Raw genomic sequence first — 25,174 nt, forward strand, 5'->3', positions numbered from 1 at the left:
GGACCACCGTCCTGGCCGCACGGCCGGTGCCTTCCTGACAGGAGCACCCGCGAGTAACCCGATCAGCCCGTGAACTCCAGTTCGGCCCGGTCGCGGCTGGTGTACAGGTCCCAGTAGACCGAGGCGATGTCGTCCGCCTCCGCCGTGGGGAAGCCCGCCGGCGCGTTCGAGCCGATCCAGACACTGATCGCCACGTGCGCGGCGTAGACGCCCCGGTCGGCCAGGACGCCGTTGAGGTTGAGCACCCAGTTGCGCAGGGCGGCGGCGGCCGCGTTGATGTTGCCCATCATCGGGTTCGGCGTGATGGAGCCGCCTCCCGTGGTGAACAGCAGGGTGCCGACGCCGGCTTCGAGCATCGCCGGCAGCACCTGCTGGGCGGCGGCGACCGCGCCGTACAGGTAGTAGTCGATCTGCGGCTGGAGGTTGTCCACGGTCACCTCCAGCGGCCCGGCCATGGTGATGCCCGGGACCGGGGTGTGCGGGGCGGGGGAGTACTCCAGTACGTCGATGCCGCCGAAGTGCGCGGCCGCCTGTTCCAGAGCGGCGGCCAGGGCGGGGCGGTCCATGATGTCGGCGGGGAAGGCCGCCGCCGTGACGCCCGAGCCGGCGAGCTCGGCGACGAGCCCATCCAGTTTGTCCTTGCCGCGGGCGATCAGGGCGACGTCGAAGCCGTGTCCGCTGAACAGCTTGGCGATGGACAGGCCCATACCGGGGCCGGCGCCGACGATGGCGAGGGTGGGCATGATCAAAGTCCTGTCAGGTGAAGGGAAACGGATTCAGGCGATGGAGACCGCGAGCTTGCCCTGCGCGCCGGCGCCGAAGTCGGCGAACGCCTGGGCGATCTGGTCCAGCGGGTAGGTGGCGGTGATGGGCACCCGTAGGGCGCCCGCGACGGCATCGGCGGCCAGCCTGTCCAAGGTGACCTGGTTCGGGTCGGCCATCACCGAGGTGACGCTGACCTCCTGGCCCTGGACCGCGTCGGGCCCGAAGCCGAGAGTGGAGGCGAGCCGGCCGCCCGGCCTCAGCAGCGCGGCCAGCTGGGCGCCGTCACCGGCCAGGTGCAGCACCGCGTCCACGCCGTTCGGAGCCAGCGCGCGTACTTGCGCCGCCACCTCGGCGGTGAAGTCCACCAGGTCGATCTCGGCGTCGGTCAGCCCCCGGACGAAATCGCTCTCGGCGCCCGGCCGCGCGGTGGCGAGCACCCGGGCGCCGCGAGCCACCGCGACCTGTACGGCGAGTGCGCCCACACCGCCGGTGGCGCCCGAGATCAGGACGGTCTCGCCCTTCTGCGGGTCCACGGCGTCGATGCTGTCCAGGGCGGCCGTTCCGGCCAGTCCCAGCGCTCCGGCCGTAGCGGTCGAGAGCCCCTGGGGAATGTGCGCCACACCGTAGGCGGCGGGCACGACAAGGTACTCGGCGAGCGAGCCGGTGCCCAGGAACGGCTTCATCGCCACGCCGAAGACGCGGTCCCCGACGGCGAACCCCTCGGCGCCTTCGCCCACGGCCTCGACCGTGCCCGCGAAGTCCTTGCCCGGGATCAGCGGATAGCGGTGCTCCATCATCTGCTGCAGGTAGCCGGCCACGGTCATCGCGTCGAAGCCGTTGATCGACGAAGCGGCGACCTTCACCAGCAGCTCACCGGCTTCGGGCCGGGGCGCGGCCACCTCGGTGACGGCGGGGCTCGCGGGTACGGAACTCAGGGCAACTGCGCGCATGGCGACTCTCCTCAACTAATCGGAATGGGTTATCCGGTTGTTCTGTGCAGCGTAGCACCAGAATCGGATAGGCCTTTCCGATTGGCTATGATGGCTTCATGACCCCTGCCGCCCGCCGCGTCCCCGATTCCCCAGACCCCTCGGCCCAGGGCCTGCGCATCGATGCCCGGCACAACCGCGATCGCATCCTGTCGGCGGCCCGGCGGGTCTACGCGCGCGACGGCATCGAGGCCTCGATGGCCTCCGTGGCGCGCGAGGCGGGAGTCGGAATCGCGACGCTCTTCCGGCATTTCTCCGCCCGCGAGGACCTCGTCGCGGCCGTCTTCGCCGACACCATGCAGACGTACGCCGAGGCCGCCGCCACCGCGCTGGCCGACCCCGATCCCTGGCATGGATTCACCTGGTACATCGAGACCGTCTGCGGCATGCAGGCCGCGGATCGCGGTTTCTCCGAGGTGCTGACCATGACCTTTCCCAGCGCCAGGGACATGGAGGCCAAACGGGACGAGGCCTACCGCGGCTTCAGCGAGCTGGTCGTCCGGGCCAAGGAAGCCGGCCGGCTGCGCCCCGACTTCACCACCGAGGACCTGGTCATCCTGCTGATGGCCAACGCCGGTGTCATCGCGGCCACGGCCGGCGCGGCACCGGAGGCGTGGCGCCGGCTCGTCGGCTGCATGATCCAGTCGTACGCCGTCCCGGACCCCGCGAACCCCGAGCCCCTGCCGCCCGCGCCCACCCCGACGGCCCTGTACCGGGCGATGATCCGCTTGAGCCGCGCCCCCGCGGAACGCCGATGACCTCTTAGGCGCAGCCTTCGAACTGCGGCACTGAGGTGGATATCGAAAGGCCCGTCGCGCCGAAGTGTTTGCGGAGGAGCTTGGGCGCCGTTCCGGACTGGTACATCGCGGTGATGGCCCGATTGACCGCCTCGCACCCGGCTACGTCGCCATGGCGTAGGGCGACGCCGTACCGCTCCTCCGTGAAGGGGGCGTGGACGATGGTGTACGCGCCCTTGTCCCGGGCGGCGAACCCGGCCAGGATCAGGTCGCCGGTGGAGACCGCGTCCACCGCGCCGGACCTGAGGAGGTCCACACACTCGCTGTAGGTGCGGGCCGGGACCAGGACGGCGGCCACGCCGCGGCCTTCAATGATCCGCGACGTGGAGATGGAGCCCTGGGCCTCGCACAGTTTGCGCCCCGCGAGATCTCGTACGTCGCCGATGTTCGTCGTTCCGTTGCGGACCAGGATGTCCTGCCGCGAGACGTAGTACGGCCCCGCGAACGTCACCTGCATCTTGCGCGGTGGGCTGATGGAGTAGGTGGCCACCACCATGTCCGCCTCGCCGGAGTTCAGCTTGGCCTCCCGGCCTTCCGACGTCGTGGCGACGAAGGAGATCTTCTTGCCCAGGTGGCCGGCCACATAGGTGGCCACGTCCACGTCGAAGCCCTCGAAGGTGCCCTGCTTGGTCCGCAGGCCCAGGCCGGGCTGGTCCGGCTTCACCGCGACGATCAGCTCGTCCTTGTCCAGGATGGACGGGGTATGGCGGAGGAGGCTCATCCCGCACCCGGCCGCTGTCAGGGTGATGGCCGCTGCCACGGCGACTCGCGCGAGGCCGCCGAGTAACTTGCTCATCGCTCCTCCGGGGGTGCGGGCCTGCCGACGCGAGCCCCACGGTAGGGAAGGACGATGAAGCAAGAGTGAACCAGCGGTGGCGGCACCCGGTCGAGATGATGACGGTGGACGCGGTTTCTAGGGCTTGAGGTCCCCGAGCTCTCTCACTCGGCCGAGCCAGGTCTCGGTGCCGCGCGGATGTGCGTGCGTTCGCCCTGTCTCCCGATGAGACTCAGGAACTCGACGGGACCGGCGCTGGTGGCCCCGAACCAGTGCGGGGTGCGCGTGTCGAACTCCACCGCCTCCCCGGGCTTGAGGATGAGGTCGTGTTCGCCGAGTACGAGGCGGAGCGTTCCGTTGAGGACATAGGCCCAGTCGTAGCCCTCGTGGCTGCGCAGGTCGGGTTCGGCGTCATCGCTTCCGGCCGGGAGGACGAACTTGTAGGCCTGGATCCCTCCGGGCCTCCGGGTCAGCGGCAGGATGACGGCGCCGTCGCCACGGGAGATGGGTCGCAGGTTGACGCGGGGGTCGCCGGTCGGCGGCGCGTCGACGAGCTCGTCGATGGTGACCCCGTAGGCGCGAGCGAGCGGCAGCAGTTGCTCGAGCGTGGGACGTCGCAGGCCCGCCTCGAGCCGGGACAAGGTGCTGGTGGAGATCCCGGTCTCCGCCGCGAGGTCGGCGAGCGTGACCTCCCGATGCAGCCGAAGGCGCTTCAACCTCGGTCCGACGGCGTCGAGAGTGCGGTCAATGGCTTCATCCATCCACTCATTTTGCCATTCGGCAACAAGGTTTGCACATCCGCCTTGCCCTCAGCAGCATGGGGAACGCGCCTGCAGAGAGGGACGACCTATGACGCACGAATTCGACAAGGATTTCTGGGAGCTCACCGGCCGTGAGGGCCAAAAGACCCTCCACGACGTCGTCGTGCGCGCCACCCGACGCCGGTGACCACACCATCCGACAGCGCCGGAGCCCACCGCTCCGGCGCCGATGCCCCTTGCCCTCGTGAAAGGAATCCCATGAGTACGAACCCGTCCTCAGACGCGGAAGCCCCCGGCCAGACCATCCAAGACCCACGACAACGACGTACGATCTTGGCCGGGGTCTGCGTCGCGCTCATGGCGGTCATCGCTTCGGTGTCCGGGTTGAACGTCGCCCAGCCGGAGCTCAGCATCGCGTTCGACACCTCGCAATCCGAGGTCTTGTGGTTCATCAACATCTACACCCTCACTCTGGCCGCGTTGCTCCTGCCGCTCGGCGCGCTGGGCGACCGGTGGGGCCGCAGGCCGGTGCTGCTCGCCGGCCTGCTCGTCTTCGGCGTGGCGAGTGCGGCGGCCGGCCTTGCCACGTCGTCCGAGCTCATGCTCGCCGCGCGTTTCCTGAGCGGCGCGGGCGCGGCGATGATCATGCCGGCCACCCTCGCGGTCATCACCTCGACCTTCCCGGACGAGGAACGCGCCAAGGCGATCGGCGTGTGGACCGGCGTCGCCGGCGGTGGCGGCATCTTGGGGATGTACCTGTCGGCCATCCTGGTCGACCTGGCGAGCTGGCGGTGGCTCTTCGTCCTGCCGGTCGTGCTCGTCGTCGTCGCCATCGTCATGGCGCTGCGATCCGTGCCGAACTCGCGCGAGGCGTCCGGGCACGGGTTCGACGCCGTCGGTTCGCTGTCGTCCGTGGTCGCGGTGGTCGGGCTCGTCTTCTTCCTCCAGGAGGGCCCCGAACGGGGCTGGAGCGCGCCCGCGACGCTACTGAGCCTCCTCATCGGCGTCATCGCCGCCGCCGCATTCGTGGCATGGGAGCTACGCCGGCTGGCGCCACTTCTCGACATCCGCCTGTTCCGCGAGCGAGGTCTCGCGAGCGGTTCCGTGTCGCTCCTGGCGGTCTTCGGCGTGCAGGCAGGGATCTTCGTGGTCCTCTTCCCGTACTTCCAGGCGGTGCTCGGCTGGTCCGGCCTGCGTTCCACCCTGGCGCTCATGCCGATGGCGCTGCTGATGATGTTCGCCTCCGGCCTCGCACCGAGGGTGGCCGCGCGCGTCGGCAGCCGCTCGACGATGGCCTCGGGGATCTTCCTGGGTGGCGCGGGGCTGGTCCTCATGGCCGCCTTCGTCTCCGTCGACGGCGGCTACCTGTCGATCCTCCCCGGCATGCTCGCCATGGGACTCGGCATGGGTTTGACGATGACGCCCGCCACCGAGGCCATCACCGCCGCCTTGCCGCGTGCGCGTCAAGGTGTCGCGTCCGCGCTCAACGACGTCACCCGGGAGTTCGGCACCGCGCTCGGTGTCGCGCTGCTCGGAGCGGTCCTGACCGCCGGCTACCGCGGCGCCATCGATGCCCGCCTCGACGGAGTGCCAGGCGCCGACACCGCCCGTGAGGGCGTCGTCAACGCCCTCGCCGCCGCAGACGGGGCCGGCCCTCAGGCGCACGCGCTGATCCGAGCCGCCCAGGAGTCCTTCGTCGACGGCTGGCAGCAGGCCATGTGGGCGGGCGCGGCGGTCATGGCGGTCCTGTTCGTCTACGTTCTCGCGCGAGGTCCGCGGCAACGTCCCCAGGGCTCCGGTAGCGACAGCCGGGAACCCGGCGATGTAGCCGCGGACCTGCGCTGACTCACGGCTTGGCGAGCCGCGTCACCGCGATCTTGTCGACGGTGAGGGTGGATTCGCCGTCGTCGGGGGAGTAGGCCCAGAAGGTAGCGGTCTGGTCCTTGCCGATGGTGGCGTGGCCGCGCTTGCGGCTGTAGTCGGTGCTCGCGCCCTTCAGGGTGGCGTACTCCGCTTCGTAGATCGTCTCGGCCGCCGCGCGGTTGGCGAGGGACAGATCGATCTTGTCGACGAGCGCGTCACCCTTGGTGGCTCGTGTGCCGTCCAGGCTCTTGGCGGCCAGGGTGAGAACGTGCTCGCCCTTGGTCAGCGCGACCTCGGTGTCGGCGTGGTCCCAGGGCGAGGGCGGCGTGGGACACGCGCAGGCGTGCCTGCTGGGACCAGGGTTCAGCCATAGGCCTTTCCCATTCGGGGAGTGCCAAAAGGAATGTCGAATCGATTCGACTGGACCATAAGCGTCTCTTGGCGCGGTGGTCAAGAGCCGGAAACGGTCGCGACATGCCGCCGGCACGCGAGCCGGGCCCAAGTCAGACCCGGAGCGGGCCTCAGGCGGCGAGCGCCGTCTGGCCGTCAGGCGCGGGGGCGGGCGGGCCCGGTCGTGGCGCGCAGCGAGATCGGCGGGGCGATCAGGAGGTGGCGGTGCGGGGTGGCCGGGTCGGCGATGCGCTGGATGAGCAGCTCGACGGCGCGGGCGCCCATCTCGTCGGCGGGGACGTCGGCGGCGGTGAGCGGCGGGTGCAGGTTCTCGGCCCAGTGCTGGGCGGCGACGCCGGCGATGGAGAAGTCTCCGGGCACGGTCAAGCCCGCCTCGGCCAGCGTGCGGTAGATGCCGGGCACCGCCGCCTCGTTGATGGTGGCGATGGCGGTCAGCTCCGGATGGTCGGCGAGCAGCTGCCGCAGGCAGCTCTGCCCGGCCTGGGCGTCGTCGGCGCAGCAGACCCGCACGCCGTGCAGGCCGCGTTCGGCGACGGCGCGATCGAAGCCGGCCTGCGCGCGGTGGCCCGGCCCGTAGCCGGCGGCGACCAGCTCGGCGTTGCGGTTGACCAGCGCCAGCCGCCGGTGGCCGAGGTCGGCCAGGTGGTGGACGCACTTGGCGATGAGCGTCTCGTAGTCGATGTCCACCCAGGACATGTCCTCCGGCTGGCGAGTACGGCCGATGCCGACGAACGGCGGGCCGCTCTCCAGCAGCCGGGCCACCCGGTCGTCCTCCAGCCGGATCTCCATCAGGATGACGCCGTCCACGCGCCGGCCGGTGACGACGCGCTCGAAGGAGCGGTCGTGCTCGCCGCCCGAGGGTGACAGCAGGACGTCGAGGTCGGCGCGGGCGGCGGCGTCGACCACACTGGCCACGAAGCCGAGCTGCATGTCGGTCAGCCGCTGGCTGGCCGGCGGGATGACCAGGCCGATGGTGCGGGTACGGCCCTCCTTGAGCGCCCTGGCGGCGGCGTTGGGCCGGTAGCCCAGCTCGTCGATGACCGCTTGGATGCGGCGCTTGGTCTCCTCCGACACCGGGCGCTTGCCGGTGAGCGCGTACGAGACGGTGCTGCGTGACACGCCCGCCCGCTTGGCGATCTCTCCGATGTTCACCCGTGCTCCTCGTCCGATCCGCCGGTCGCTGACCATCGTAGGTCGAACCGGTTCACGAGATGGTACGTCGCCGGAGCCCGTGACGAGGATGTGCCGCCCGCCACCCATCCCACGCGCTGTCTCGGAGATCCGGCCGCACCTCCCATTGACTCTCGCGGTGAAGCGGCCTATCTTCAGCGAATCGGTTCGACGAATCGATTCGACTCGGCCGGGAAACGGCCGCGTAACGCCTGCCAGCGGAGGTCAGCCCAATGAGATCAGCGGCAAGGAGCCGGCGTGCGGCCGGCGCGAGTCTGGCGGTCCTGGCCACCGTGGGCGGGCTGGTCGCCTGCTCGTCATCGCCCGAAAGCGGCAGCGGTGCCGCGGCGAGCGCGAGCCAGCCCGCAGGGGGCGGGACTTACACGGTCTGGGACCCGTACCCGCAGTACGACAAGAGCTCGGAGTGGGTGAAGCTGCTGGAGAAGTGCGGCACCGACGCCGGGGTCAAGGTCGAGCGCACCGGTTACGACACCAGCGACCTGACCAACAAGGCGCTGCTGGCCGCTCAGCAGGGCAACTCGCCGGACGTGCTCATCGTCGACAATCCCGTCGTTTCCACCCTCGCCGAGGCAGGCGTTCTCACCACCACCGAGGAGAACAAGCTCGACGTCACGGCGATCGCGCCGAACCTGCTGGCGGCCGGTCAGAGCGGCGGCAAGACCTACGGCGTCCCGATCGGCGCCAACACCCTCGCCCTGTACTACAACAAGGACGTCCTGAAGAAGGCCGGGGTGGACATCGCCTCGGTGAAGGACTGGGCGTCGCTGACCGGGGCGCTGGAGAAGGTGAAGGCGTCCGGCAAGAAGGGCATCACGTTCTCGGCGATCGGCACCGAGGAGGGCAGCTTCCAGTTCCTGCCCTGGTTCTGGGGCTCGGGCGCGAACCTCACCAAACTCGACTCGCCCGAGGGCGTGTCGGCGGTGGCGCTGTGGAGCGACTGGCTGAAGAAGGGGTACGCCCCCAACTCGGTCATCAACAACACCCAGACGACGAGCTGGCAGGAGTTCGCCGGCGGTGACTTCGCCTTCGCCGAGAACGGCACCTGGCAGCTGGCCAACGCCAAGAAGGCCGGCTTCGCGTACGGCATCATCCCGGTCCCCGCCAAGGGCGGCGGCACCGCGCCCGCCCCCACCGGCGGCGAGTTCGTCAGCATCCCCGTCCAGTCCGACACCGCCCGCTACGCCACCTCGCAGAAGCTCGTGACCTGCCTGACCAGCGCCGACAACTCGCTCACCACGACCACCACGCTGTCCTACATCGCGCCCACGGAGGCGGTGCAGGCCAAGCAGGTGGCGGCCACGCCCGACCTGCGGGTGTGGGTGGACGCGGTCAAGGCGGCCAAGGGCCGTACCAGCGACGACCTGGGCACCAAGTACCCGAAGATCTCCGAGCCCATGTGGGGCGCGGTGCAGGCGGCGCTGAGCGGGTCGAAGTCTCCCCAGGAGGCGATGGCGGCAGCGCAGTCGTCGGCGGCGAACGCCACCCAATGAGTCAGGCGACACGGACCCCGATGGCCCTGGACCGCTCGACGGCGCGGGGCCATCGGGCGGCACGCGCGCGTTCCGGCCAGTGGGCGGCATGGGCGTTCCTCGCCCCGGTCGTGCTGTACCTGCTGGTCTTCTACGCCTATCCGCTCTACCGCAACATCGAGCTGAGCCTGCGTAACTACACCGTGCGCTCCTTCGTGCGGGGCGACGCCCCGTTCGCCGGGTTCGCCAACTACGCGAAAGTGTTCGCCGACGCGACCTTCGGGCCCGCGCTGTGGCACACAGTGGTGTTCACGCTGGTCTCGCTGGCCTTCCAGTTCGCCATCGGGCTCGCGCTGGCGTTGTTCTTCCTGAAGAACTTCCGGCTTTCGGCCACGCTGCGCGGGTTGTTCCTGGTGCCGTGGCTGCTGCCGCTGATCGTGTCCGCCTCGACCTGGTCGTGGATGCTCAACAGTGACTCCGGCGTGGTCAACGCGGCGCTGTCGTGGTTCGGCATCGGCCCGGTGAACTGGCTGACCTCGCCGGACTGGTCGCTGTGGTCGGTCATCATCGCCAACATCTGGATCGGCATCCCGTTCAACCTGGTGGTGCTGTATTCGGGGTTGCAGGCGATCTCGCCGGCCATCTACGAGGCCGCCGCGCTGGACGGCGCCAACGGCTGGCAGCGCTTCTGGCGGGTCACGTTCCCGCTGCTGCGGCCGGTGTCGGCGATCACGCTGCTGCTCGGGCTGGTCTACACGCTGAAGGTGTTCGACATCATCTGGATCATGACCAAGGGCGGGCCGAGCGGGGCGTCGACCACGTTCGCCACCTGGTCCTATCGGCTCGGGTTCGGCAACCTGGTGCCCTCCTTCGGCCCCGGCGCCGCCGTCGGCAACCTGCTCATCGTCATGGCGCTGGTCTTCGGCCTGGTCTACATCCGCGCGCAGCGAAGGCAGGCGCCGGCATGAAACACGTCAAGACCGCGATCGGGCTGGTGCTGACCGGCGTGATGCTGTTCCCGGTCTACTGGATGATCAACGTGTCGTTCACCCGCGACCAGGACATGCGCAGGACCAACTGGTTCCCCGTCAACGGCACCCTGGACGGCTACCGGGCGGTACTGGACCAGCAGCTGCCCTACCTGGGAGTGAGCCTGGTCGTCGGGCTGGGCACGGTGGCGCTGACCCTGCTGCTCGCGGCGCCGGCCGCGTACTCGCTGGCCAAGCTGCGCCCGCGCGGCGGCGGGGCGCTGAGCTTCGTGCTGCTCATCGCGCAGATGATCCCCGGGATCATCATGGCGATGGGCTTCTACGCCATCTTCCTGTCCAGCGGCGTGCTCAACACCGTTCCCGGACTGATCGTGGCCGACTCCACGCTCGCGGTGCCGTTCGCGGTGCTGATCCTGACCACGTTCATGTCCGGCATTCCGGAGGAGTTGCTGCAGGCCGCGCGCACCGACGGCGCCGGTGTGGTGCGTACGTTCGTCTCGATCGTGCTGCCCGTCAGCCGCAACTCTCTCATCACCGTGTCGCTGTTCGCGTTCCTGTGGGCGTGGTCGGACTTCATCTTCGCTTCCACCTTGGACCAGGGCGGCGACCACCAGCCGATCACCCTCGGCATCTACCACTACATCGGCAACAACAACCAGGAATGGAACGCCATCATGGCGACCGCCGTGATCGCCTCCGTCCCCGCCACCATCCTGCTCGTCGTCGCCCAGCGCTATGTCGCCGCCGGCGTCACCGCGGGCGCCGTCAAAGACTGAGAAGGGACCTGTCACTCCATGACCGTCGCCGCTTCAGGCCCGGTGTTCTCCCTGCGGGACATCCCGTTCAGCTTCCACGGCTCCTGGTTCGGCTTCTCGCCCGTGGTGGCGGAGCAGACCTACGCCGAGGACGTGCACCTGGTCTCGCACCAGACCGGCATGCACGCGATCCTGCGGCTGATCCCCAGCGCCGAGAGCGTCGTCACGGCCACCCCGCATCAGCTCACCTGGAGCCGTGACGACGGCCGGATCGACCTCGCCTACGACGGCCCGGACACGGTACGGGTCAGAGGCCGCGGCCTCGGGCTCCGTCTGCTGGCCGCCGACCCCGTCCTGACGCCGTTCAGCGGCCCGTACTTCTACCAGGATCCCGTCGACGGGTCGTACGTCTTCACCGTCTACCAGACCGGCCGCCGCTACCGCGTCACGCTCCTCAGCGGGCAGGCCGAACACCATGGCACGCAGGCGCTGGGCACCGCCGAACGCGGTCTCCTCCTCAGCGGCGAGTGGGAGATCGCCATCGAGGAGTACGAGACCGCCCGCGCCCCCTACACCAGCGACGCCGCCTTCGAGCAGGTCGCCAAGGCGGCGCGGGCGGAGTTCGACGCGTTCGCCGCGGCGGTCGCGCCCTGGCGCGGCGACCGCACGCCCGCCGCCGAACTGGCCGCCTACGTACTGTGGTCGGCCACCGTCCGCCCCGCCGGGTTCGTCACCCGGCCCGCCGTGCTCATGTCCAAGCACTGGATGGACAAGGTGTGGAGCTGGGACCACTGCTTCAACGCCATCGCCCTCGCCGGTGGCCTGCCGGAGCTGGCCTGGAGCCAGTTCCGGCTGCCCTTCGACCACCAGGACGCCGCCGGCGCGCTGCCCGACTCCGTCACCCACTCCGAGATCCTGTACAACTTCGTCAAGCCGCCCATCCACGGCTGGACCCTGCGCCACCTCCCTCCAGCGTCCGACCCGGCCGATGTCTACCGGCTGCTGGAACGCTGGAGCGCCTTCTGGCTCGACGCCCGCCGCGCCCCCGGCCGTGAGCTGCCGCACTACCAGCACGGCAACGACAGCGGCTGGGACAACGCCACCACGTTCGATCCCGAGCGGGTCGTCGAGACCGCCGACCTGCCCGCCTTCCTCGTCCTGCAGATGCGCGAGCTGGCCCGCCTGGCACCCGACCCCGGCGCGTCCGCCGAGTGGACCGAACAGGCCGACCGGATGCGTGACGCACTCCTGGCCGAACTGTGGGACGGCGAGCGGTTCGTCGCCCGGGGCGCGCACTCGGGACGTACCTGGTCCAGCTCCAGCCTGCTCGACCTCATGCCGATCGTGCTGGGCGAGGAGTTGCCGCGACCCGTCCGGGCGGCGCTGGCCGCCCGCATCGAGCGGCACCTGACCGCGTTCGGGCTCGCCACCGAGTCGCCTTCCTCAGAGCACTACCAGGACGACGGTTACTGGCGCGGTCCGATCTGGGCGCCCTCGACGGTCCTGATCGAGGACGGTCTGCGCCGCGCCGGATTCCCGGACCTGGCCGACGAGATCAGCGCCCGCTTCCGCGCATTGTGCGAGAAGTCAGGATTCGCGGAGAACTTCGACGCCCGCACCGGCGCGGGCCTGCGCGACCGCGCCTACACCTGGACGGCCAGCGCGTACCTCATCCTCGCCGCGGCCCACGAGCGGCGACGCGCCGCGCTCGTGCCGGTCACCGGCCCCAGAGCCGCCAGGTCTGGTTGAGCGGACCGGCCTGGCCGACCGGGTTGCAGGGCCACTGGTGAATGGGCGCCCTGGGGGCGGTCGAGATGGTGCTGACATCGACGCACTTGCCGCTGTGGCGGGCGACGAGCTGATAGTCCCGGGGATCGTTGCCCGCGTAGGTCACCTTGCGCAGGGCGAACTGCTGGTTCTGCGCCCCGCCGGCGCAGGTCCGCTGGCTCACCGGCGTGCCGTCGGCCGTGGCCGCCGCGTTCACCTCAAGGCACTTCCCGCTCTGCTGGTTGACCAGCGTGTACGTGCCGCTCACGCCGGCCACCGGCTGGAAGTTCCACAGCTGCTGGTCGCCGCCCTCGCAGGGGAACTGCTGCTGCACGTTGCCGTCGGCCGTGCTCAGGTCGGTGTTGTCCAGGCATTGCTGGGAGTGCTGCGCGACCGCCACGGACTGGAAGCCGCCGTCCGATGGCGGCAGCAGCGTGACGGTGAAGGTGTCGTCGGCGTTGGTGTGCGGCAGGTTCAGCGTGATCGCGTTCCCCGACAGCGTCAGGACCGTGTTCTGAACGGTGATCGGCCCCTGGACCGCGCCGCCGCCGTTGTACGGGACGCGCTGCACGACCGCGCGGACCTGGTTGTTCTGCACGATGCCGCTGGTGGTGTCGAGGCGGCGCAGACCGACGGCGATGTTGCCGGTCGTCCCGCCCCCGCCCACCAGGACCTTGGCCACGCCGGCCGTCTTGGTGGCGAAGGCGTCGTAGGCGGCGCTCGGGGTCGTCGAGACGATCTGGCCGGTCTGGGAGGCGTAGAAGCGGTAGACCCACCATTCGCCCTTGGGCAGGTGCCGGCCGGCGCTGTCGCGGACGAGCAGGTTGCCCAGATCGTTGTGCAGGTTGCCGGCGCTCGCCCAGTTCGCGCGCAACCCGTCGGCGCCCGCGCGCTCCAGCCGGGCGATGTACCACGACCCGTCTCCCGGGTTCTGCTCGTTGGACGCCCCGTATTCGTTGATCTGGTACGGGCGCGGGTGCGGGACGCCGCGCGGGTCGAGCGTGGCGTTGGCGGCCGCCACGTTGGCCACCGGGTCGCCGGGCAGGGAGTGCCAGCTGACGATGTCAGGGATGACGTTGTTGGCGCGGACGAAGTCGAGGTAGCCGTTCCACCAGGCGTTCGTCGTGGAGGGCACGCAGGCGCAGCTCGGCCCCACGATCACATGGTTCGGGAAGGCGGCACGGATGCGCTGGTAACTGCGCCGCCACAGCTCGAAGTACTGGGCCTGTGGGCGGTTCCAGAACAGGGAGATGTTCGGCTCGTTCCAGATGTCCCACTGCACGGTGATTCCGGCGGCCCGTACGTCGTTGATCAGGCGGGTGAGGAAGGCGTCGTAGTCGGACCAGTTGCCGTTGTCGCCCGGAAAGCGGGAGATCGGGTATCCGTCCGCCCCCCACAGGTCATGCGGAAGGATGATGAACTGGCCGCCGAGCGCGATCGTCCTGCGGGCCTGGGCCAGCGTCGCGTTCCACCTGCGGTCGTAGGCGCCCGACACCCAGCCGCCGGGTGAGCCGAGTTGCGCGCCACCGGCCCGCATGTACCGGAACTTGACGTCACGGTAGAAGTGATCCGCCGGTCCGGACGCGTTCTCCGTCATGCCGTAGATCCACCCGGACGCGCGGTAGGTGGGGGCGCCGCCGGCTGTGGCGAAGTCGACGCCGATGGATTCGTCCGCGGCGTGCGCCGGCGCCGGGATGGTGAAGGCGACGAGCATCCCGGCCAGGAGTCCGGTGACGCGAGCGAGCCGTCTACCGGGCGGTCGTGGGGTTGCCGTGAACATGTGCGGCTCCTTCGGAATCAATTCGACAGCTGTGCCCGTGCGTATAGCCGGGCTTTCGCCTATCGCGAGGACACTTTGCGGGCGGCTCTAACGAATCGATTCGACCGGAGCGTAGATCCGGTATCGAAGGTGTGTCAATGGTCTTCATGTCCCGCGTTCTTCACGCGGGCCACGGCGGTCAGGATCGCTGACCGCCGTGGAGACACGGACTTCGGGTCACGCGAGTGCGGACGCCATCCGGGAGCCGCCCGCGACGGAGCCCTGGACGCGCGTGGGCGCGGGGGTCATTCCTCGACGGTGATGGCCAGGGCGGGGCAGACCATGGCGGCCTGCTGGACGTCCGCCAGCCGCTCGGGCGACGGGTCGTCGTTCAGGTGGGGTGGGCGGCTGTCAAAGCGGAGGGCACGGCCTCTGGTCGGCCCTTTGCATAAGCTGTCCTTCCATCACGCCTCGCCGTACATGGCCGAGGACCTGCGACGACCTGAGGGACTGGGCCGTCGCGGGCTGCGCGAAGTCCCGGTGCGGTAGAAGACGAAGATCATGAAGATGACACGGGACGAGCAGGTCAGCGCGACGAGGGAGGCCCTCCTTGCCGCGGCCGAGCGGCTGTTCGCCGAACGCGGGGTGCACGCCGTCGGCAACCGCCAGATCAGCGAGGCCGCCGGGCAGGGCAACAACGCCGCGGTCAGCTACCACTTCGGCACCAAGGCCGACCTGATCCGGGCGATCGCCCGCAAGCACGCCGGACATATCGAGCACATCCGCGAACGCATGATGACCGACATCGCCGACTCCGCCGACCCGCGGGACTGGGCGTCGTGCCTGGTCCGCCCCTTCGCCGAACACCTGGACACCCTGGGCAGCCCCACCTGGTACGCCCGGTTCACCGCGCAGGTCATGGCCGACCCCGCGCTCAACGCGGTCATGGTCGAGGAAGCTCTGACCGCCGCCCCGATCCTGCGGTTGTTCCGGGACGGCCTGGCCCGGTCCCTGCCTGGCCTGCCCGACGAGATCCGCCGCGAACGCGTCACCATGGCCCGTCACCTCCTCGTGCAGATGTGCGTCGAGCGCGAACGGGCCCTCGCCGAACACGACCCCACCTTCCGGCCCACCTGGGGCGACACCGCCAACGGTCTGATCGACGTGATCGTCGCGATGTGGCGGGCACCCATCTGACGAAGGCAGGTGGCCGAAGAAGCCCGAGGCGCCGGCTATGCCGATCCTGTGAGCAGCGGGGTCGTGGTGAGTTCCGGCCGGTGCTGACGGGCCTGTTCGGGCATGTTCCAGCCCAGTACGCCGACGGCCTGACCGTCGCGGCGGTGGCGGAGGCGAGGTTGGTCAGCAGCATCACGTGTTGTGCCTGCTGTCCGCATCGAGTCTCCCCGTGAGTTCGACAGAACGGTTTGCGGCCAGACTCACAACGCGCGGTTGCCGTCACCAGGGCTTGCGCCGGTCATTTCCCGGACCTTTCCCGCCGTCCGCATCTCAGCCGTCAACCGGCCTATGCTGCCGGCGTCACCCGGCGGATGGGAAGGATCACCGCCGACGGGTGCCGCGGGTCGTGGAAGACCTGCTGGTCGGCAGAAGGGTGGTGGCGGTGGCGCGGGGTTCGCCGGTGCCGGGGTTGCGGTTGTAGCGGGGGAAGGCGCCGCTGGAGATCTGGACGCGGATGCGGTGCCCGCGCTTGAAGCGGTAGGCCGTCGGCCACATCCGCACTTCTGCCGTCGACGTCTCGTCGGCGGAAGTGAGGCTGATCAGGCCGTCGCAGACGTTGGCCGAGCGGCCGTCGGCGTCGACGTCGCACAGCCGGACGAAGACGTCGGCGAAGGGGAGGCTGGATCGGAAGAAGATCTCGGCGCTGACGTCGCCGATGACCTCGACGTCGCCGTCCAGCGCGGCGGTGGTGTAGGTGAGGACGTCGGGGCGGGCCTCGAGGGCGGTGTTGTCGACGCGCCCGGCCTTCTCGCCGAAGGCCATGCGGACGCCGCCGACGGCGGGGGTGGGATCGGCCGGGTCGTAGCGGTAGCCGTCAGGGGATGATTCGGCGGGCGCTTCGGCGGCGAGGGCGCCGCCCGGCTGAAGGTGGAAGCGCTGGGGCTCGTACCCCGGTGGCGGCCAGGACGGGAAGTCGCGCCACTTGTCCTCGCCCATGACGAACAGGCGTACCGGCGCGCGCTCGGCCGGTTGCTCGCCCCGGGCCAGGGCCAGGCCGAAGTCGAGGGCCTCGGCGGTGTAGGTGTGTCCTACGCCCATGGAGATATGGGCCCAGGGGCCGACGGTGAGGCGGACGGGGGAGCGTCCGGCGTCCTGCAGCGCCCGGTGGTCGCGGAGCTGGCCGGGCAGGAAGATGTCGTACCAGCCGCCGACGCTGCTCACCGGCACGGTGATGTCCGCGACCCGCTGGCGGTGGTCGAGGTCCCGCCAGAACGGCGCGTCGGCGTCGTGGACGAGCATGTTCTGGATGTAGTCGTAGGGGTGGCCGAGCACGGCGGCGTCGGCCTGATTCAAGGGGAGCGTACGCAGGGCGCGCTGGACCTTCTTCCCGCCCAGCATCTGGCGTAGCATGCCGAACCTGCGCTCCTGACCGGCCACCTGGACGCCCCAGACGAACGGGGTCTCCAGGGAGAAGGCGTCCCCGTGCAGGAAGTCCAGAGTGAGAGCCGATTCGGAGACCCCCGGGATCATGGCCTTGACCTGGGGTGGCGCGGCGTCGGCGACCGCCCACTGGGTGAAGCCGCTGTAGCTGGCGCCGACCAGGACCATCGACTCGCCGAACCAGCGCTGCTCGATCACCCAGTCCAGGGTGTCGAGACCGTCCTCGCGCTCGCGGCGCAGCGGGTCGAAGGGGCCGTCGGAGCCGAAGGTGCCGCGGCTGCTCTGGATGAGGACCTGGAAGCCGCGCTCGGCCAGCGGCCGGACCATCGGCGCCGCGGTCGTACCGGATCTGCCGTAGGGGACGCGGATGAGCGCGGTCGGCAGGCCGTCGCCGCCCGTCGCCGGGGTCCAGCGGTCGGCCAGCAGGACGGCTCCGTCACGCATCGGGACACGCAGGCCGCGCTCGACGGTCAGATCCCTGGTGAGGGGCGGGGGCAGACGCAGCATGCGCTGGAGGAGGTGGCTGGTCAGGTTCATCGGGGGCGGCCTCCGGTAAAAGGGGCGAGGGCGGGCAGGCCGCCGGCCAGCGCCGTCGAGAGGCGTAGCAGGCGGTCCGTGAGTTCCTCGGGGTCGAGGGGGTCGTCCGCGTCGACCACCCAGTCGTGGACGATCGCGCCGGTGCCGCCGGTGATCATCGTCGCCAGGTCCCGCGCCGTGTCGTCGTCCAGGTCGCCGAACACCTCCCGCAGGCCCGCCATGGTGATCAGCGAGCCGAACAGCCTGTTCAGTGCCCTGGTCATGGGAAAGGAGCAGGATCCGGTGAGCATCGCGCGGTAGAAGGGCCGGTGCCGGGCGAAGTGCCGGGCCATCGCCAGCACCCGCGCGTGACGTGGCGCGCTGTCGTCGCCCACCTCCGGAATGAGCTCCCGTTCGACCAGATCGGCCGCGGCCGCCACGAGGAGCGCGTCACGGTCGCCGAACTGCAGATAGACCAGTTGCCGGCTGACGTTCGCGGCATCGGAGAGATCCCCGACGGGAAGCGCCGTGGTGCCGCGCTCGGAGACCAGGCGTACCGCGGCGGCCATCAGCGCGGCGCGAGAGCGGAGCACGCGGCGGTCTTGTCTGACGTGCACGCCGCCAACCCTAGACATGTGTTAGAAAATGGACAACTGTTAAATCAGCCGTTTTAAGGGAGTCGGAGATGTCCGGAGTCGAGCCCGAGGTCCGCACCACCGCCGGCGTCGTGCGCGGCCGCACCGAGGACGGCCTGGCCGTCTTCCGCGGCATCCCGTACGCCGAACCCCCGCTCGGCGCGGCCCGCTTCCAGGCGCCGCGGCCGGCGCGCCGCTGGGACGGCGTACGAGAAGCGCACGAGTTCGGGCCGCCGGTCCCGCAGGACACGAACATGGGTGGTCGCGGCGGCGGGGACATCTTCGAGCTCAAGGGCGCGGGTGACGACTGGCTGACGGTCAACGTCTGGACGCCCGCCCCGGACCCGGCCGCTCGCCGTCCGGTGATGGTGTGGATCCACGGTGGCGCCTACAAGCTCGGCTTCTCCGGTAGCCCCGGCTACGACGCCCAGCACATCGTCCGCGACGGCGACGTGGTGTTCGTGTCGCTGAACTACCGGCTGGGCATCGAGGGCTTCGCCGGCATCGACGGCGCGCCCGCCAACCGGGGCCTGCTCGACCAGGTCGCCGCCCTGGAGTGGGTACGGGACAACATCACGGCGTTCGGGGGCGACCCCGGCCAGGTGACCATCCTCGGCGACTCGGCCGGCGCCGGGTCCATCGCCGCGCTGATGGTCATGCCGAGCGCGACGGGCCTGTTCCGGCGGGCCGTCGGGCAGAGCCTGCCGGGCACGTTCCTCTCCGGCGCCCTGGCCCGGGACGTCGGGGCGGCCATCGCCGCCGAGGCCGGCCTGCGCCCGACGGCCGAGGAGCTGTCCGGCGTGGCTCCGCGGGAGCTCCCGGCGGTCGGCCAGGCGCTGACGGCCAAGATGCGGCAGTACGAGGACCGCTGGGGCTCCTTCGCCCACACCCTGTCCCTCTACTCTCCCGTCGTCGACGGCGAGGTGCTGCCGGTCACGCCCTGGGAGGGACTGGCCCGCGGCGCGGGACGGGACGTGGAGCTGATCATCGGCCACAACCGCGACGAGTGGCGGACGTTCCTGCTCCTCGGCAACCTGTTCGGCAAGGTCACCGAGGAGCAGGCGGCGGACACACTGCGGCGCTACGGCCCGGGCGAGGACGGCGAACGCGCCTACCGCGCGGCCTTCCCGGACGCCTCCGCCGAGGACCTGTTCGAGCTCGTGCAGACCGACTGGCTGTTCCGCATGCCGACGCTGCACCTGGCCGAGGCCCAGGCCGCCGGGGGCGGGCGGGCGTACCTGTACGACCTGACCTGGCAGTCCCCGGGCACGGGCGGACTGCTGCGGGCCTGCCACGGCTTGGACGGCCCGCTGCTGTTCGGCACCTACGACGCCCACCTCGGCCCGGTGACCATCGGCCCGGAGCACACCGCCGAGGCTCGTGCGCTGACGGCGCAGATCCGCACGGCCTGGACGGCCTTCGCCGCCACCGGCGACCCGGGCTGGCCCGCGTACGACTCCCGGCAGCGCCTGACCCAGGTCTTCGACACGACACCGTCCGTCACCTCCTACCCCGAGGAGACCTCGCGCCGCCTGTGGCAGGACCACACCTTCGAGCCGCTGCCCCTGCTGACGGCCTGAGGAGGGGGCTAGGAGTCCGCCATCCGGAGCAGGTCGTCGATGGACGGTGGGAGTTGCCCGGTGTGCGAGGCGCCCATGCTGAGGAGGGTGGCCAACGGGATCTGGGCGATCAGTGGCTGGCCGGCCGGGTCGGTGAGGAAGGACGGTCCTTCTCCCGTGGCCTTCGCGACGATCTCCTGCCCGCGGGGGTGGGCGAGCCATTCCGCGAGTGTGCTGTCGGCCGTGAGAGGGATCGGCGGCACCTCCAGATCGAGGTGGACACGCTGCTCCAGCGGCAGGTCGCGGGAGGAGGAGCCGACGTGCACACCGTATTCGCCCGGCTCGGCCACCCACCGGCCGTGCCGGGTGCTCCAGTAGCGGAAAGCGCGGGCGTCGAGCTCGATCACCACGCGGGCGCTCTCACCGGCCGCCAGGCGCACCTTGTGGAAGCCGCGCAGCCGCGTACGGGACGGGCCGCCGCCCGATCGGTGAGCGGGCCGGTCAGTACGAGGCCGCCGTTGCTCAGCACGACCGCGACCGACGGGTTGACCGCGCTGACCGCCTCGATCATCTGCAGCTGCACGGCCGGCAGATCCAGGTCGTCGCGGTCGAAGCCCTCGGACTCGGCCTCTGACGGCTCGCCGAGGAACACCAACACCACGGCGGCGCCGCGAGCGGCCTCCACCGCGCGCCGGACACGAGGCTCGCCTTCTCCTCGAGCGTGAGCCGCTCGACGACGGATCGTCCGTCGGTCATGTCGTGACCTTCCTGGTAGGGGAGTGCATGTCAGTTCGAGAGCGCCTGCTGACGGCGGAGGTCGAGTGTTTCGCCGACCCGGCCGGTGTCGCGCGGATAGGTGACGTACAGGATCGAGAGCAGGAGGCCGTTGACGATCATCAGGATGACCAGTACCCAGAGGAACACGCCCTGGATGCCGATCGTCGCCGCGAACGAGCCGGCCAGGAGCGCGAACAGCGCCCACGCGATCGTCTCGAACACCGTCAGCCAGATCGCGTACGCCTGGCCGCGCAGCTCGGGCAGCACGACGGCGGCCACGATGGGGCGGTTGACCGGCGGGTTGAGCCCCTGGCAGGCGCCGAGCAGGGCCCAGAAGACCGCGTACACGCCGATGCTCTCGTACCGGAACTGCGTGCCGAAGAAGGCGATGACGGCGAACAGGATCTGGGCCAGCTGCAGCACCAGGACGCGGCCGCGGCTCGGCATGAGCCGGTCGATCCGCGGAAGGAGGAATCCGGCGCCCAGCGTGGCGACGCTGTAGCCGATCCCGAACGGCAGCGCCACCAGGATGGCGGTGGAGTTGGAGATGCCGCGCTCGGTCACCAGGAACTGGACGCCGAAGATGATGATCAGCAGGTGGCCGGACAGGAGGCGGCTCAGCATCATCACGGTGTACGTGGGGATGCGGAACAGTCCGATGACGGAGGCGACGGTGACCCTCGCCTTCGGCCGCTCCTCGGCGGCGAGGTCGGCGAGCTGCTCTTCGGCGGCCCCGATGTCCGGGTCCTTGTAGAGGGCGACGACCAGGAGTCCGGCCGCGATGCAGACCCCGCCGAGGGTCCACAGCGCCCAGCGCCAGCCGTCCTCCAGCCCCACGAAGGCTGCCATGACGGGGCCGAGGACGAGGCCGGCGACCTGGAGCGTTCCGAAGAAGATGCCGTTGGCCCGGGCGCGCTGCTCGTCGGGGAAGGAGTCGGCGATGACGGCCATGGTGATGGGAGAGCTGCCGATCACCGCGGCGGACATGAGGGTGCAGCAGATCAGGAGCTGGACGAAGTTCTGCGAGAAGCCGGCGGCGATGCCGAACAGGCCGCCGGTCACCGTCGTGGCGGTCAGCGTGGCGCGGCGGCCGATCCGGCCGGCCAGCCAGACCCAGAACGGCCCTGCGGGCACACTGGCGATCTTGCCGAGGGCGGCGATGAGACCGAGATGACCGCTGTTGAGCCGCAGCGCGGCCGCCAGCGTGGGGAAGACGGTGTTGATGAGGCCGGCTTCGGTGTTGTCGACGACGCTCACGCCGGAGAGGACGGCGAGGTTGCGCCAGCGGTGGGGGATGTTGGCGGCCTGAGCCGCTCCTGGCTGGACGGACGTGGCGGGGGAGCCGGCATCCATGGGGTGCCCCTGTCTGTGCAGTGGTGCGATAGAGCGACGTCGCCTCAGGGGGCTGGGGCGACGGGTGGTGCCGAAAGAAGGCCGAGCTGCTCGTCGATGCGGCGCAGGACCCCTGCGGGCACGTAGCCGTAACGGGCGAGATCGAGAAGGCTCATGGAGACGGGGGCGGAGAGCATCTCCGACTGCACGAGCGCGGGCGCTTCCTGGGCGAGGACGTCCTTGGGGCCCGTCATCCGCAGGAGCTCCAGGAGGGGGGTGCGGAGCAAGCCGGGAGCGCGGAATTCTGCTGGCGCGGGCAGCGGCGCGGCGACAGCGGCCGCGCGCTCGCGCTGTTCGCGGACCAGCAGATGCTCGCGGGTGATGGCGCCTTCGCGCGGGATGCCCAGGCGCTCGAACTGGCTGGGCGGGGCATCGGCGTCGAGCATGAGGCGGCGCAGCAGCTCGATCATCCGGAGCTCCACGTCGTCATCGAGGATCGGGTGTTCCTGGGCCGGATCCTCGTGGAGGTCGAACAGGAGCGTGCCGTGTTGCCACGGGCTCATCCACGAGGGCGAGGCGGGGATCCGCATGGTCCGCACGCCCTTGGTGAAGGTGAAGGGCTCGGCCGGTTCCCACTCCTTGAGCTCCTGTGCTGAGAAGCGGGTGCGCATGTGGGTGGGCATGAGGGTGAACTCTTCGAGCGGGCCGTTGGCCTGGTCCTTGCTGGCGCGCATGTAGACGTAGCGGCCGTCGGTGACGTTGACGTGCCCCCCGTGGATGCCGAACAGGGCGCCCTCACGGACGGGCTCGTCCTGGGTGAGGTCCGCGCCTTGCATGTCAGGGGTCGGCTCGATGCCGAAGTAGCGCAGCATGGTCGGCGCGATGTCGATGGTCTGCGCGAGCGCGCCTCTGCGCTGGTCTTGGTCGCCGGTACGCGGGTCCCACAGGAACATCGGCAGGTGCACCAGCTCGTTGAACCACGGCATCACCGACTTGGCCCACCAGCCGTGTTCGCCGAGCAGGAAGCCGTGGTCGGTGTTGACCAGGAGCAGGGTGTCGTCCCACATGGCGTGGGCGTCCATGAAGTCCAGGACGCGGCCGAGCGAGCGGTCGCACATGGACACCAGGGCGGCGTACTCGTTGCGGGCGTGCTCGACCTGCTCGCCGGGTTCGAGGACCTTCTGGTACGGCGGCCAGTCGAACTCCGGGCCGTCGTAGTCGTGTGGATAGAGGTCCTTGTAGCGCTGGTGGGTGAAGAACGGCTCGTGCGGGTCGAACATCTCGATCTGCAACAACCACCTGTCGGCGGCGACGTTGGTTTCCAGGAAGTGCAGGCCCGCGTCCACGGTCCGGGTCTGCGAGTGTTCGGCCTCGGTGGCCATGTAGGCGCGGTTGATCGCGTCCTGCCGCTTCATCGCGGCGAACGGGCCGTTCGGGGCGTCGCCGACCACGCCCTTCCACGGATCGCCCTCCTGGCCACGGAAGAACTCCCAGGTGCTGTAACGCGTGTGGTAGGTCGCGCCGCCGTCCTCCCAGTAGTGGGGGTGGTCGGAGGCCAGATGAGTGTGTACGCCCGCCTGTTTGAGCATCTCGGGCATGGAGTCGTCGAACGGCTCCAGCGGGCCCCAGCTGCGGTGCAGGAAGTTGTACCGCCCGGTGTGCATCTCCCGGCGCGCCGGCATGCACGGCATCGAACCGGCGTAGAAGTTGTCGAACGTCACGGCCTTGGCCGCCAACCGCGCGAAGTTGGGCGCGTCGACGAAGGTGTCGGCATAAGGCGAAAGCATGTGCCGGTTCAAGCTGTCGAACATGACGATGATGGCCCTCATCGCGCATCCTCCTCCGTCCGCACGATGGTGGGCGGGGCGTCCTGATTGAGCGGCTCCCCGTCGAGCAGGCGCCGGCGCAGCTCGATGAGGGAGGCGATGTGCCGGTCCATCGCCTCGGCCCCGCGCCGATGAAGCCACTCGTCCATCTGGTTCCCGAGTGCGACGTCGTAGCCGCGCGGGGGCTCGTCGTGGCGGCTGCGGTCACGGTGGCGGTAGCGGGCCACTTCCGCCACCCGGGTGTTGATCTCGACGTCGAGGATGGCGAGCACCTGCTCGACCGTCATGAAACCGGCGCCGCCCAGGCGTGCGTACAGGTCGGGGTCCTGGAAGCGGGTGGGCGGGTTGTACGGGCGCGTCAGCCAGTCGATGAAGACGGTGTGGCCCTCTTCGGTCACGTGGTAGCGCTTGGCGTTGCTCGCCCCGGGGCGCTCCTCGATCGTGTGCTCGACCCAGCCGCGCTTCTCCATCGCCGCCAGCGTTCGGTACGCCTGGCTCATGGTGGTGTTCGAGCGCGCGAACCGCCCGTGCGTGTCGAAGAACTTCTTCAGTTCGTAGCCCGTACTGGGACGGTTCAGCAGCGCCCCGAGGAGAAGGATCTCAAGCTTCATCAAGTGTGCCCGTCGTTGTAACGAAGGTAACCGTGCCACAAGTGGAATGGTGATACCATGGCACAAGTGTCATGCCCTGTCGAGAGTTGATTTCGGCCCGCGCACGCCGAGCCGCCCGCCGATCCCGATCAGGAACCGAGACGCGGATCAGCGGGTCGAGCGAGTCACGAAGCGGTGAGGCCGGCCAGCATGAGCCTCACCCCGCGCTCGAAGCGCTCATCGCCGGTGCGGGCGGTCAGGTCGTCGGCCGCCTCACGTCCTGGGACCAGCAGGGCCAGCTCCTCCGCCTGACTGAGGAGGTTCTGCCCCGTGTCATGAGCTGACAGAGCGCGGTGGCCCAAGCCCTGTCCGGCCACCTCAACCTTTCGACAAAGCATCGCCGTCGGCGGGTTGGAGCGGTCATCGCAGTGGAATGATGCCGAGCGCGGTGGAGATCCCCGTGCCTGCCGCTGTCGCGAGGCGCGGGCCATCCTCCCCTTCACCGTTGCCGATCCGCATGGCAGGACGTTGTGAGCACGAAATACGGAGTCCACTCCGAGGTGGGCACGCTGCGGCAGGTGATCGTGCACCGGCCCGATCTCAGCCTCAAACGGCTCACCCCGGCCAACAAGGACGACCTGCTCTACGACGACGTGCTCTGGGTCAGCCGCGCCCAGGTCGAGCACGACATGTTCGTCGAGATGATGCGCGGTCGCGGCATCGAGGTCTTCCACCACCAGCAGCTGCTCGCCGAGAGGACGCGCTCGGCATCGGCAAGCTCGACATCATCTCCACGGGCGGGGACGACTATCAGCGGGCCAGGGAGCAGTGGGACAGCGGCAGCAACTTCGTCGCCCTGGAGCCCGGCGTCGTGGTCGGCTACCACAAGAACGAGTTCACCAACAGGAAGCTGCGCGAGCACGGCGTGGACGTCATCGAGATAGAGGGCTTCGAGCTGGGCAAGGGCCGTGGCGGCGGGCACTGCATGACCTGCCCGATCCTGCGCGACCCCGTCTAGTAACCGAAGCGAGG

General features: G+C 69.9%; 24 protein-coding genes. 9 read left to right on the forward strand and 15 right to left on the reverse strand.

Going from position 1 to position 25,174, the window contains the following annotated elements; genetic code table 11:
- Positions 1-62: 62 nt before the first annotated feature.
- Entirely contained in the window at positions 63-743 is a 681-nt protein-coding gene (locus AB0B61_RS43935) for an SDR family NAD(P)-dependent oxidoreductase (RefSeq protein ID WP_358445669.1), read from the reverse strand.
- 33 nt (positions 744-776) lie between these two features.
- A complete protein-coding gene (locus tag AB0B61_RS43940; protein ID WP_358445671.1) occupies positions 777-1,715 on the reverse strand; it encodes an NADP-dependent oxidoreductase in 939 nt (312 codons plus the stop codon).
- Positions 1,716-1,813: 98 nt separating this feature from the next.
- Between AB0B61_RS43940 and AB0B61_RS43945 the strand changes: the two genes are divergently transcribed.
- On the forward strand, positions 1,814-2,512 hold the full coding sequence (locus AB0B61_RS43945; protein WP_358445674.1) for a helix-turn-helix domain-containing protein: 699 nt from the start codon (positions 1,814-1,816) through the stop codon (positions 2,510-2,512).
- A gap of 4 nt (positions 2,513-2,516) precedes the next feature.
- Here AB0B61_RS43945 and AB0B61_RS43950 read toward each other — a convergent pair whose 3' ends face one another.
- On the reverse strand, positions 2,517-3,347 hold the full coding sequence (locus tag AB0B61_RS43950; RefSeq protein ID WP_358445676.1) for a glutamate ABC transporter substrate-binding protein: 831 nt from the start codon (positions 3,345-3,347) through the stop codon (positions 2,517-2,519).
- A 143-nt stretch (positions 3,348-3,490) separates the two neighbouring features.
- Positions 3,491-4,087 (reverse strand): XRE family transcriptional regulator, encoded by a 597-nt coding sequence (locus AB0B61_RS43955; RefSeq protein WP_358445679.1) that lies wholly within the window; start codon positions 4,085-4,087, stop codon positions 3,491-3,493.
- Between the two features lie 258 nt (positions 4,088-4,345).
- Between AB0B61_RS43955 and AB0B61_RS43960 the strand changes: the two genes are divergently transcribed.
- Complete coding sequence (locus AB0B61_RS43960) at positions 4,346-5,932, forward strand: MFS transporter (RefSeq protein WP_358445682.1); 1,587 nt, start codon at positions 4,346-4,348, stop codon at positions 5,930-5,932.
- A 1-nt stretch (position 5,933) separates the two neighbouring features.
- On the opposite strand, the gene AB0B61_RS43965 is transcribed toward AB0B61_RS43960, so the two are convergent.
- Both AB0B61_RS43965 and AB0B61_RS43970 read right to left on the reverse strand, forming a co-directional pair.
- On the reverse strand, positions 5,934-6,404 hold the full coding sequence (locus AB0B61_RS43965) for a hypothetical protein (protein WP_358445684.1): 471 nt from the start codon (positions 6,402-6,404) through the stop codon (positions 5,934-5,936).
- Positions 6,405-6,496: 92 nt separating this feature from the next.
- A complete protein-coding gene (locus AB0B61_RS43970; RefSeq protein ID WP_358445687.1) occupies positions 6,497-7,513 on the reverse strand; it encodes a LacI family DNA-binding transcriptional regulator in 1,017 nt (338 codons plus the stop codon).
- Between the two features lie 251 nt (positions 7,514-7,764).
- Between AB0B61_RS43970 and AB0B61_RS43975 the strand changes: the two genes are divergently transcribed.
- From AB0B61_RS43975 to AB0B61_RS43990, 4 genes are read left to right on the forward strand one after another with little or no spacing between them, the layout of a single operon-like run.
- The gene (locus AB0B61_RS43975; protein WP_358445690.1) at positions 7,765-9,042 is read left to right on the forward strand and encodes an extracellular solute-binding protein; all 1,278 of its coding nucleotides are present in this window, start codon (positions 7,765-7,767) and stop codon (positions 9,040-9,042) included.
- On the forward strand, positions 9,039-9,989 hold the full coding sequence (locus AB0B61_RS43980) for a sugar ABC transporter permease (protein WP_358445693.1): 951 nt from the start codon (positions 9,039-9,041) through the stop codon (positions 9,987-9,989). The genes AB0B61_RS43975 and AB0B61_RS43980 overlap by 4 nt, the downstream gene beginning before the upstream one ends.
- On the forward strand, positions 9,986-10,786 hold the full coding sequence (locus AB0B61_RS43985; RefSeq protein ID WP_358445696.1) for a carbohydrate ABC transporter permease: 801 nt from the start codon (positions 9,986-9,988) through the stop codon (positions 10,784-10,786). The genes AB0B61_RS43980 and AB0B61_RS43985 overlap by 4 nt, the downstream gene beginning before the upstream one ends.
- A gap of 18 nt (positions 10,787-10,804) precedes the next feature.
- Positions 10,805-12,514 (forward strand): hypothetical protein, encoded by a 1,710-nt coding sequence (locus AB0B61_RS43990; RefSeq protein WP_358445698.1) that lies wholly within the window; start codon positions 10,805-10,807, stop codon positions 12,512-12,514.
- Here AB0B61_RS43990 and AB0B61_RS43995 read toward each other — a convergent pair.
- Positions 12,483-14,312: an RICIN domain-containing protein gene (locus tag AB0B61_RS43995; RefSeq protein ID WP_358445701.1), complete on the reverse strand. Its 1,830-nt coding sequence runs from the start codon at positions 14,310-14,312 to the stop codon at positions 12,483-12,485. The two genes, AB0B61_RS43990 and AB0B61_RS43995, sit on opposite strands and share 32 nt — an antisense overlap.
- A 540-nt stretch (positions 14,313-14,852) precedes the next feature.
- On the opposite strand from AB0B61_RS43995, the gene AB0B61_RS44000 reads away from it, so the two are divergent.
- A complete protein-coding gene (locus tag AB0B61_RS44000; RefSeq protein WP_358445704.1) occupies positions 14,853-15,488 on the forward strand; it encodes a TetR family transcriptional regulator in 636 nt (211 codons plus the stop codon).
- A gap of 360 nt (positions 15,489-15,848) precedes the next feature.
- Here the strand turns inward: AB0B61_RS44000 and AB0B61_RS44005 are convergent, their stop codons facing one another.
- Both AB0B61_RS44005 and AB0B61_RS44010 read right to left on the reverse strand, forming a co-directional pair.
- A complete protein-coding gene (locus AB0B61_RS44005; protein WP_358445706.1) occupies positions 15,849-17,444 on the reverse strand; it encodes a CocE/NonD family hydrolase in 1,596 nt (531 codons plus the stop codon).
- A complete protein-coding gene (locus AB0B61_RS44010) occupies positions 17,441-18,040 on the reverse strand; it encodes a helix-turn-helix domain-containing protein (RefSeq protein ID WP_358445709.1) in 600 nt (199 codons plus the stop codon). The genes AB0B61_RS44005 and AB0B61_RS44010 overlap by 4 nt, the downstream gene beginning before the upstream one ends.
- A 68-nt stretch (positions 18,041-18,108) precedes the next feature.
- On the opposite strand from AB0B61_RS44010, the gene AB0B61_RS44015 reads away from it, so the two are divergent.
- The gene (locus AB0B61_RS44015) at positions 18,109-19,638 is read left to right on the forward strand and encodes a carboxylesterase family protein (RefSeq protein WP_358445712.1); all 1,530 of its coding nucleotides are present in this window, start codon (positions 18,109-18,111) and stop codon (positions 19,636-19,638) included.
- An 8-nt stretch (positions 19,639-19,646) separates the two neighbouring features.
- On the opposite strand, the gene AB0B61_RS44020 is transcribed toward AB0B61_RS44015, so the two are convergent.
- The 6 genes from AB0B61_RS44020 to AB0B61_RS44045 all read right to left on the reverse strand — a co-directional run bounded on the left by AB0B61_RS44020 (position 19,647) and on the right by AB0B61_RS44045 (position 24,504).
- Positions 19,647-20,057, reverse strand: coding sequence for a fibronectin type III-like domain-contianing protein (locus tag AB0B61_RS44020; RefSeq protein ID WP_358445714.1), 411 nt, complete (start codon positions 20,055-20,057; stop codon positions 19,647-19,649).
- A complete protein-coding gene (locus AB0B61_RS44025) occupies positions 20,021-20,407 on the reverse strand; it encodes a glycoside hydrolase family 3 C-terminal domain-containing protein (RefSeq protein WP_358445961.1) in 387 nt (128 codons plus the stop codon). Before AB0B61_RS44025 ends, AB0B61_RS44020 begins: the two co-directional genes overlap by 37 nt.
- Positions 20,404-21,747 carry an MFS transporter gene (locus tag AB0B61_RS44030; protein WP_358445717.1) on the reverse strand — a complete coding sequence of 448 codons (1,344 nt, stop codon included), beginning with the start codon at positions 21,745-21,747 and terminating at the stop codon, positions 20,404-20,406. Before AB0B61_RS44030 ends, AB0B61_RS44025 begins: the two co-directional genes overlap by 4 nt.
- A 44-nt stretch (positions 21,748-21,791) precedes the next feature.
- The gene (locus tag AB0B61_RS44035; protein WP_358445719.1) at positions 21,792-23,555 is read right to left on the reverse strand and encodes a sulfatase; all 1,764 of its coding nucleotides are present in this window, start codon (positions 23,553-23,555) and stop codon (positions 21,792-21,794) included.
- Positions 23,552-24,163, reverse strand: a complete 612-nt coding sequence (locus AB0B61_RS44040; RefSeq protein WP_358445722.1) for a PadR family transcriptional regulator — start codon at positions 24,161-24,163, stop codon at positions 23,552-23,554. The genes AB0B61_RS44035 and AB0B61_RS44040 overlap by 4 nt, the downstream gene beginning before the upstream one ends.
- A 164-nt stretch (positions 24,164-24,327) precedes the next feature.
- On the reverse strand, positions 24,328-24,504 hold the full coding sequence (locus tag AB0B61_RS44045) for a hypothetical protein (RefSeq protein WP_358445724.1): 177 nt from the start codon (positions 24,502-24,504) through the stop codon (positions 24,328-24,330).
- 425 nt (positions 24,505-24,929) lie between these two features.
- Here AB0B61_RS44045 and AB0B61_RS44050 point away from each other — a divergent pair, with 425 nt between their 5' ends.
- Positions 24,930-25,160: an arginine deiminase family protein gene (locus AB0B61_RS44050; protein ID WP_358445963.1), complete on the forward strand. Its 231-nt coding sequence runs from the start codon at positions 24,930-24,932 to the stop codon at positions 25,158-25,160.
- Positions 25,161-25,174 lie beyond the last annotated feature (14 nt).

It is taken from the genome of Nonomuraea sp. NPDC049158 (assembly GCF_040648335.1).
Taxonomy (GTDB): domain Bacteria; phylum Actinomycetota; class Actinomycetes; order Streptosporangiales; family Streptosporangiaceae; genus Nonomuraea.

Excerpts from the sequence above, each read along its gene's own strand:
- AB0B61_RS43950 (WP_358445676.1), bottom strand. The coding sequence starts at position 3,347 with ATGAGCAAGTTACTCGGCGGCCTCGCGCGAGTCGCCGTGGCAGCGGCC.
- AB0B61_RS44035 (WP_358445719.1), bottom strand. The coding sequence starts at position 23,555 with ATGAGGGCCATCATCGTCATGTTCGACAGCTTGAACCGGCACATGCTT.
- AB0B61_RS43975 (WP_358445690.1), top strand. The coding sequence starts at position 7,765 with ATGAGATCAGCGGCAAGGAGCCGGCGTGCGGCCGGCGCGAGTCTGGCG.
- AB0B61_RS43985 (WP_358445696.1), top strand. The coding sequence starts at position 9,986 with ATGAAACACGTCAAGACCGCGATCGGGCTGGTGCTGACCGGCGTGATG.
- AB0B61_RS43960 (WP_358445682.1), top strand. The coding sequence starts at position 4,346 with ATGAGTACGAACCCGTCCTCAGACGCGGAAGCCCCCGGCCAGACCATC.
- AB0B61_RS43995 (WP_358445701.1), bottom strand. The coding sequence starts at position 14,312 with ATGTTCACGGCAACCCCACGACCGCCCGGTAGACGGCTCGCTCGCGTC.
- AB0B61_RS43935 (WP_358445669.1), bottom strand. The coding sequence starts at position 743 with ATGCCCACCCTCGCCATCGTCGGCGCCGGCCCCGGTATGGGCCTGTCC.
- AB0B61_RS43940 (WP_358445671.1), bottom strand. The coding sequence starts at position 1,715 with ATGCGCGCAGTTGCCCTGAGTTCCGTACCCGCGAGCCCCGCCGTCACC.
- AB0B61_RS44000 (WP_358445704.1), top strand. The coding sequence starts at position 14,853 with ATGAAGATGACACGGGACGAGCAGGTCAGCGCGACGAGGGAGGCCCTC.
- AB0B61_RS43990 (WP_358445698.1), top strand. The coding sequence starts at position 10,805 with ATGACCGTCGCCGCTTCAGGCCCGGTGTTCTCCCTGCGGGACATCCCG.
- AB0B61_RS44040 (WP_358445722.1), bottom strand. The coding sequence starts at position 24,163 with ATGAAGCTTGAGATCCTTCTCCTCGGGGCGCTGCTGAACCGTCCCAGT.
- AB0B61_RS44015 (WP_358445712.1), top strand. The coding sequence starts at position 18,109 with ATGTCCGGAGTCGAGCCCGAGGTCCGCACCACCGCCGGCGTCGTGCGC.
- AB0B61_RS44030 (WP_358445717.1), bottom strand. The coding sequence starts at position 21,747 with ATGGATGCCGGCTCCCCCGCCACGTCCGTCCAGCCAGGAGCGGCTCAG.
- AB0B61_RS43955 (WP_358445679.1), bottom strand. The coding sequence starts at position 4,087 with ATGGATGAAGCCATTGACCGCACTCTCGACGCCGTCGGACCGAGGTTG.
- AB0B61_RS44005 (WP_358445706.1), bottom strand. The coding sequence starts at position 17,444 with ATGAACCTGACCAGCCACCTCCTCCAGCGCATGCTGCGTCTGCCCCCG.
- AB0B61_RS43980 (WP_358445693.1), top strand. The coding sequence starts at position 9,039 with ATGAGTCAGGCGACACGGACCCCGATGGCCCTGGACCGCTCGACGGCG.
- AB0B61_RS43945 (WP_358445674.1), top strand. The coding sequence starts at position 1,814 with ATGACCCCTGCCGCCCGCCGCGTCCCCGATTCCCCAGACCCCTCGGCC.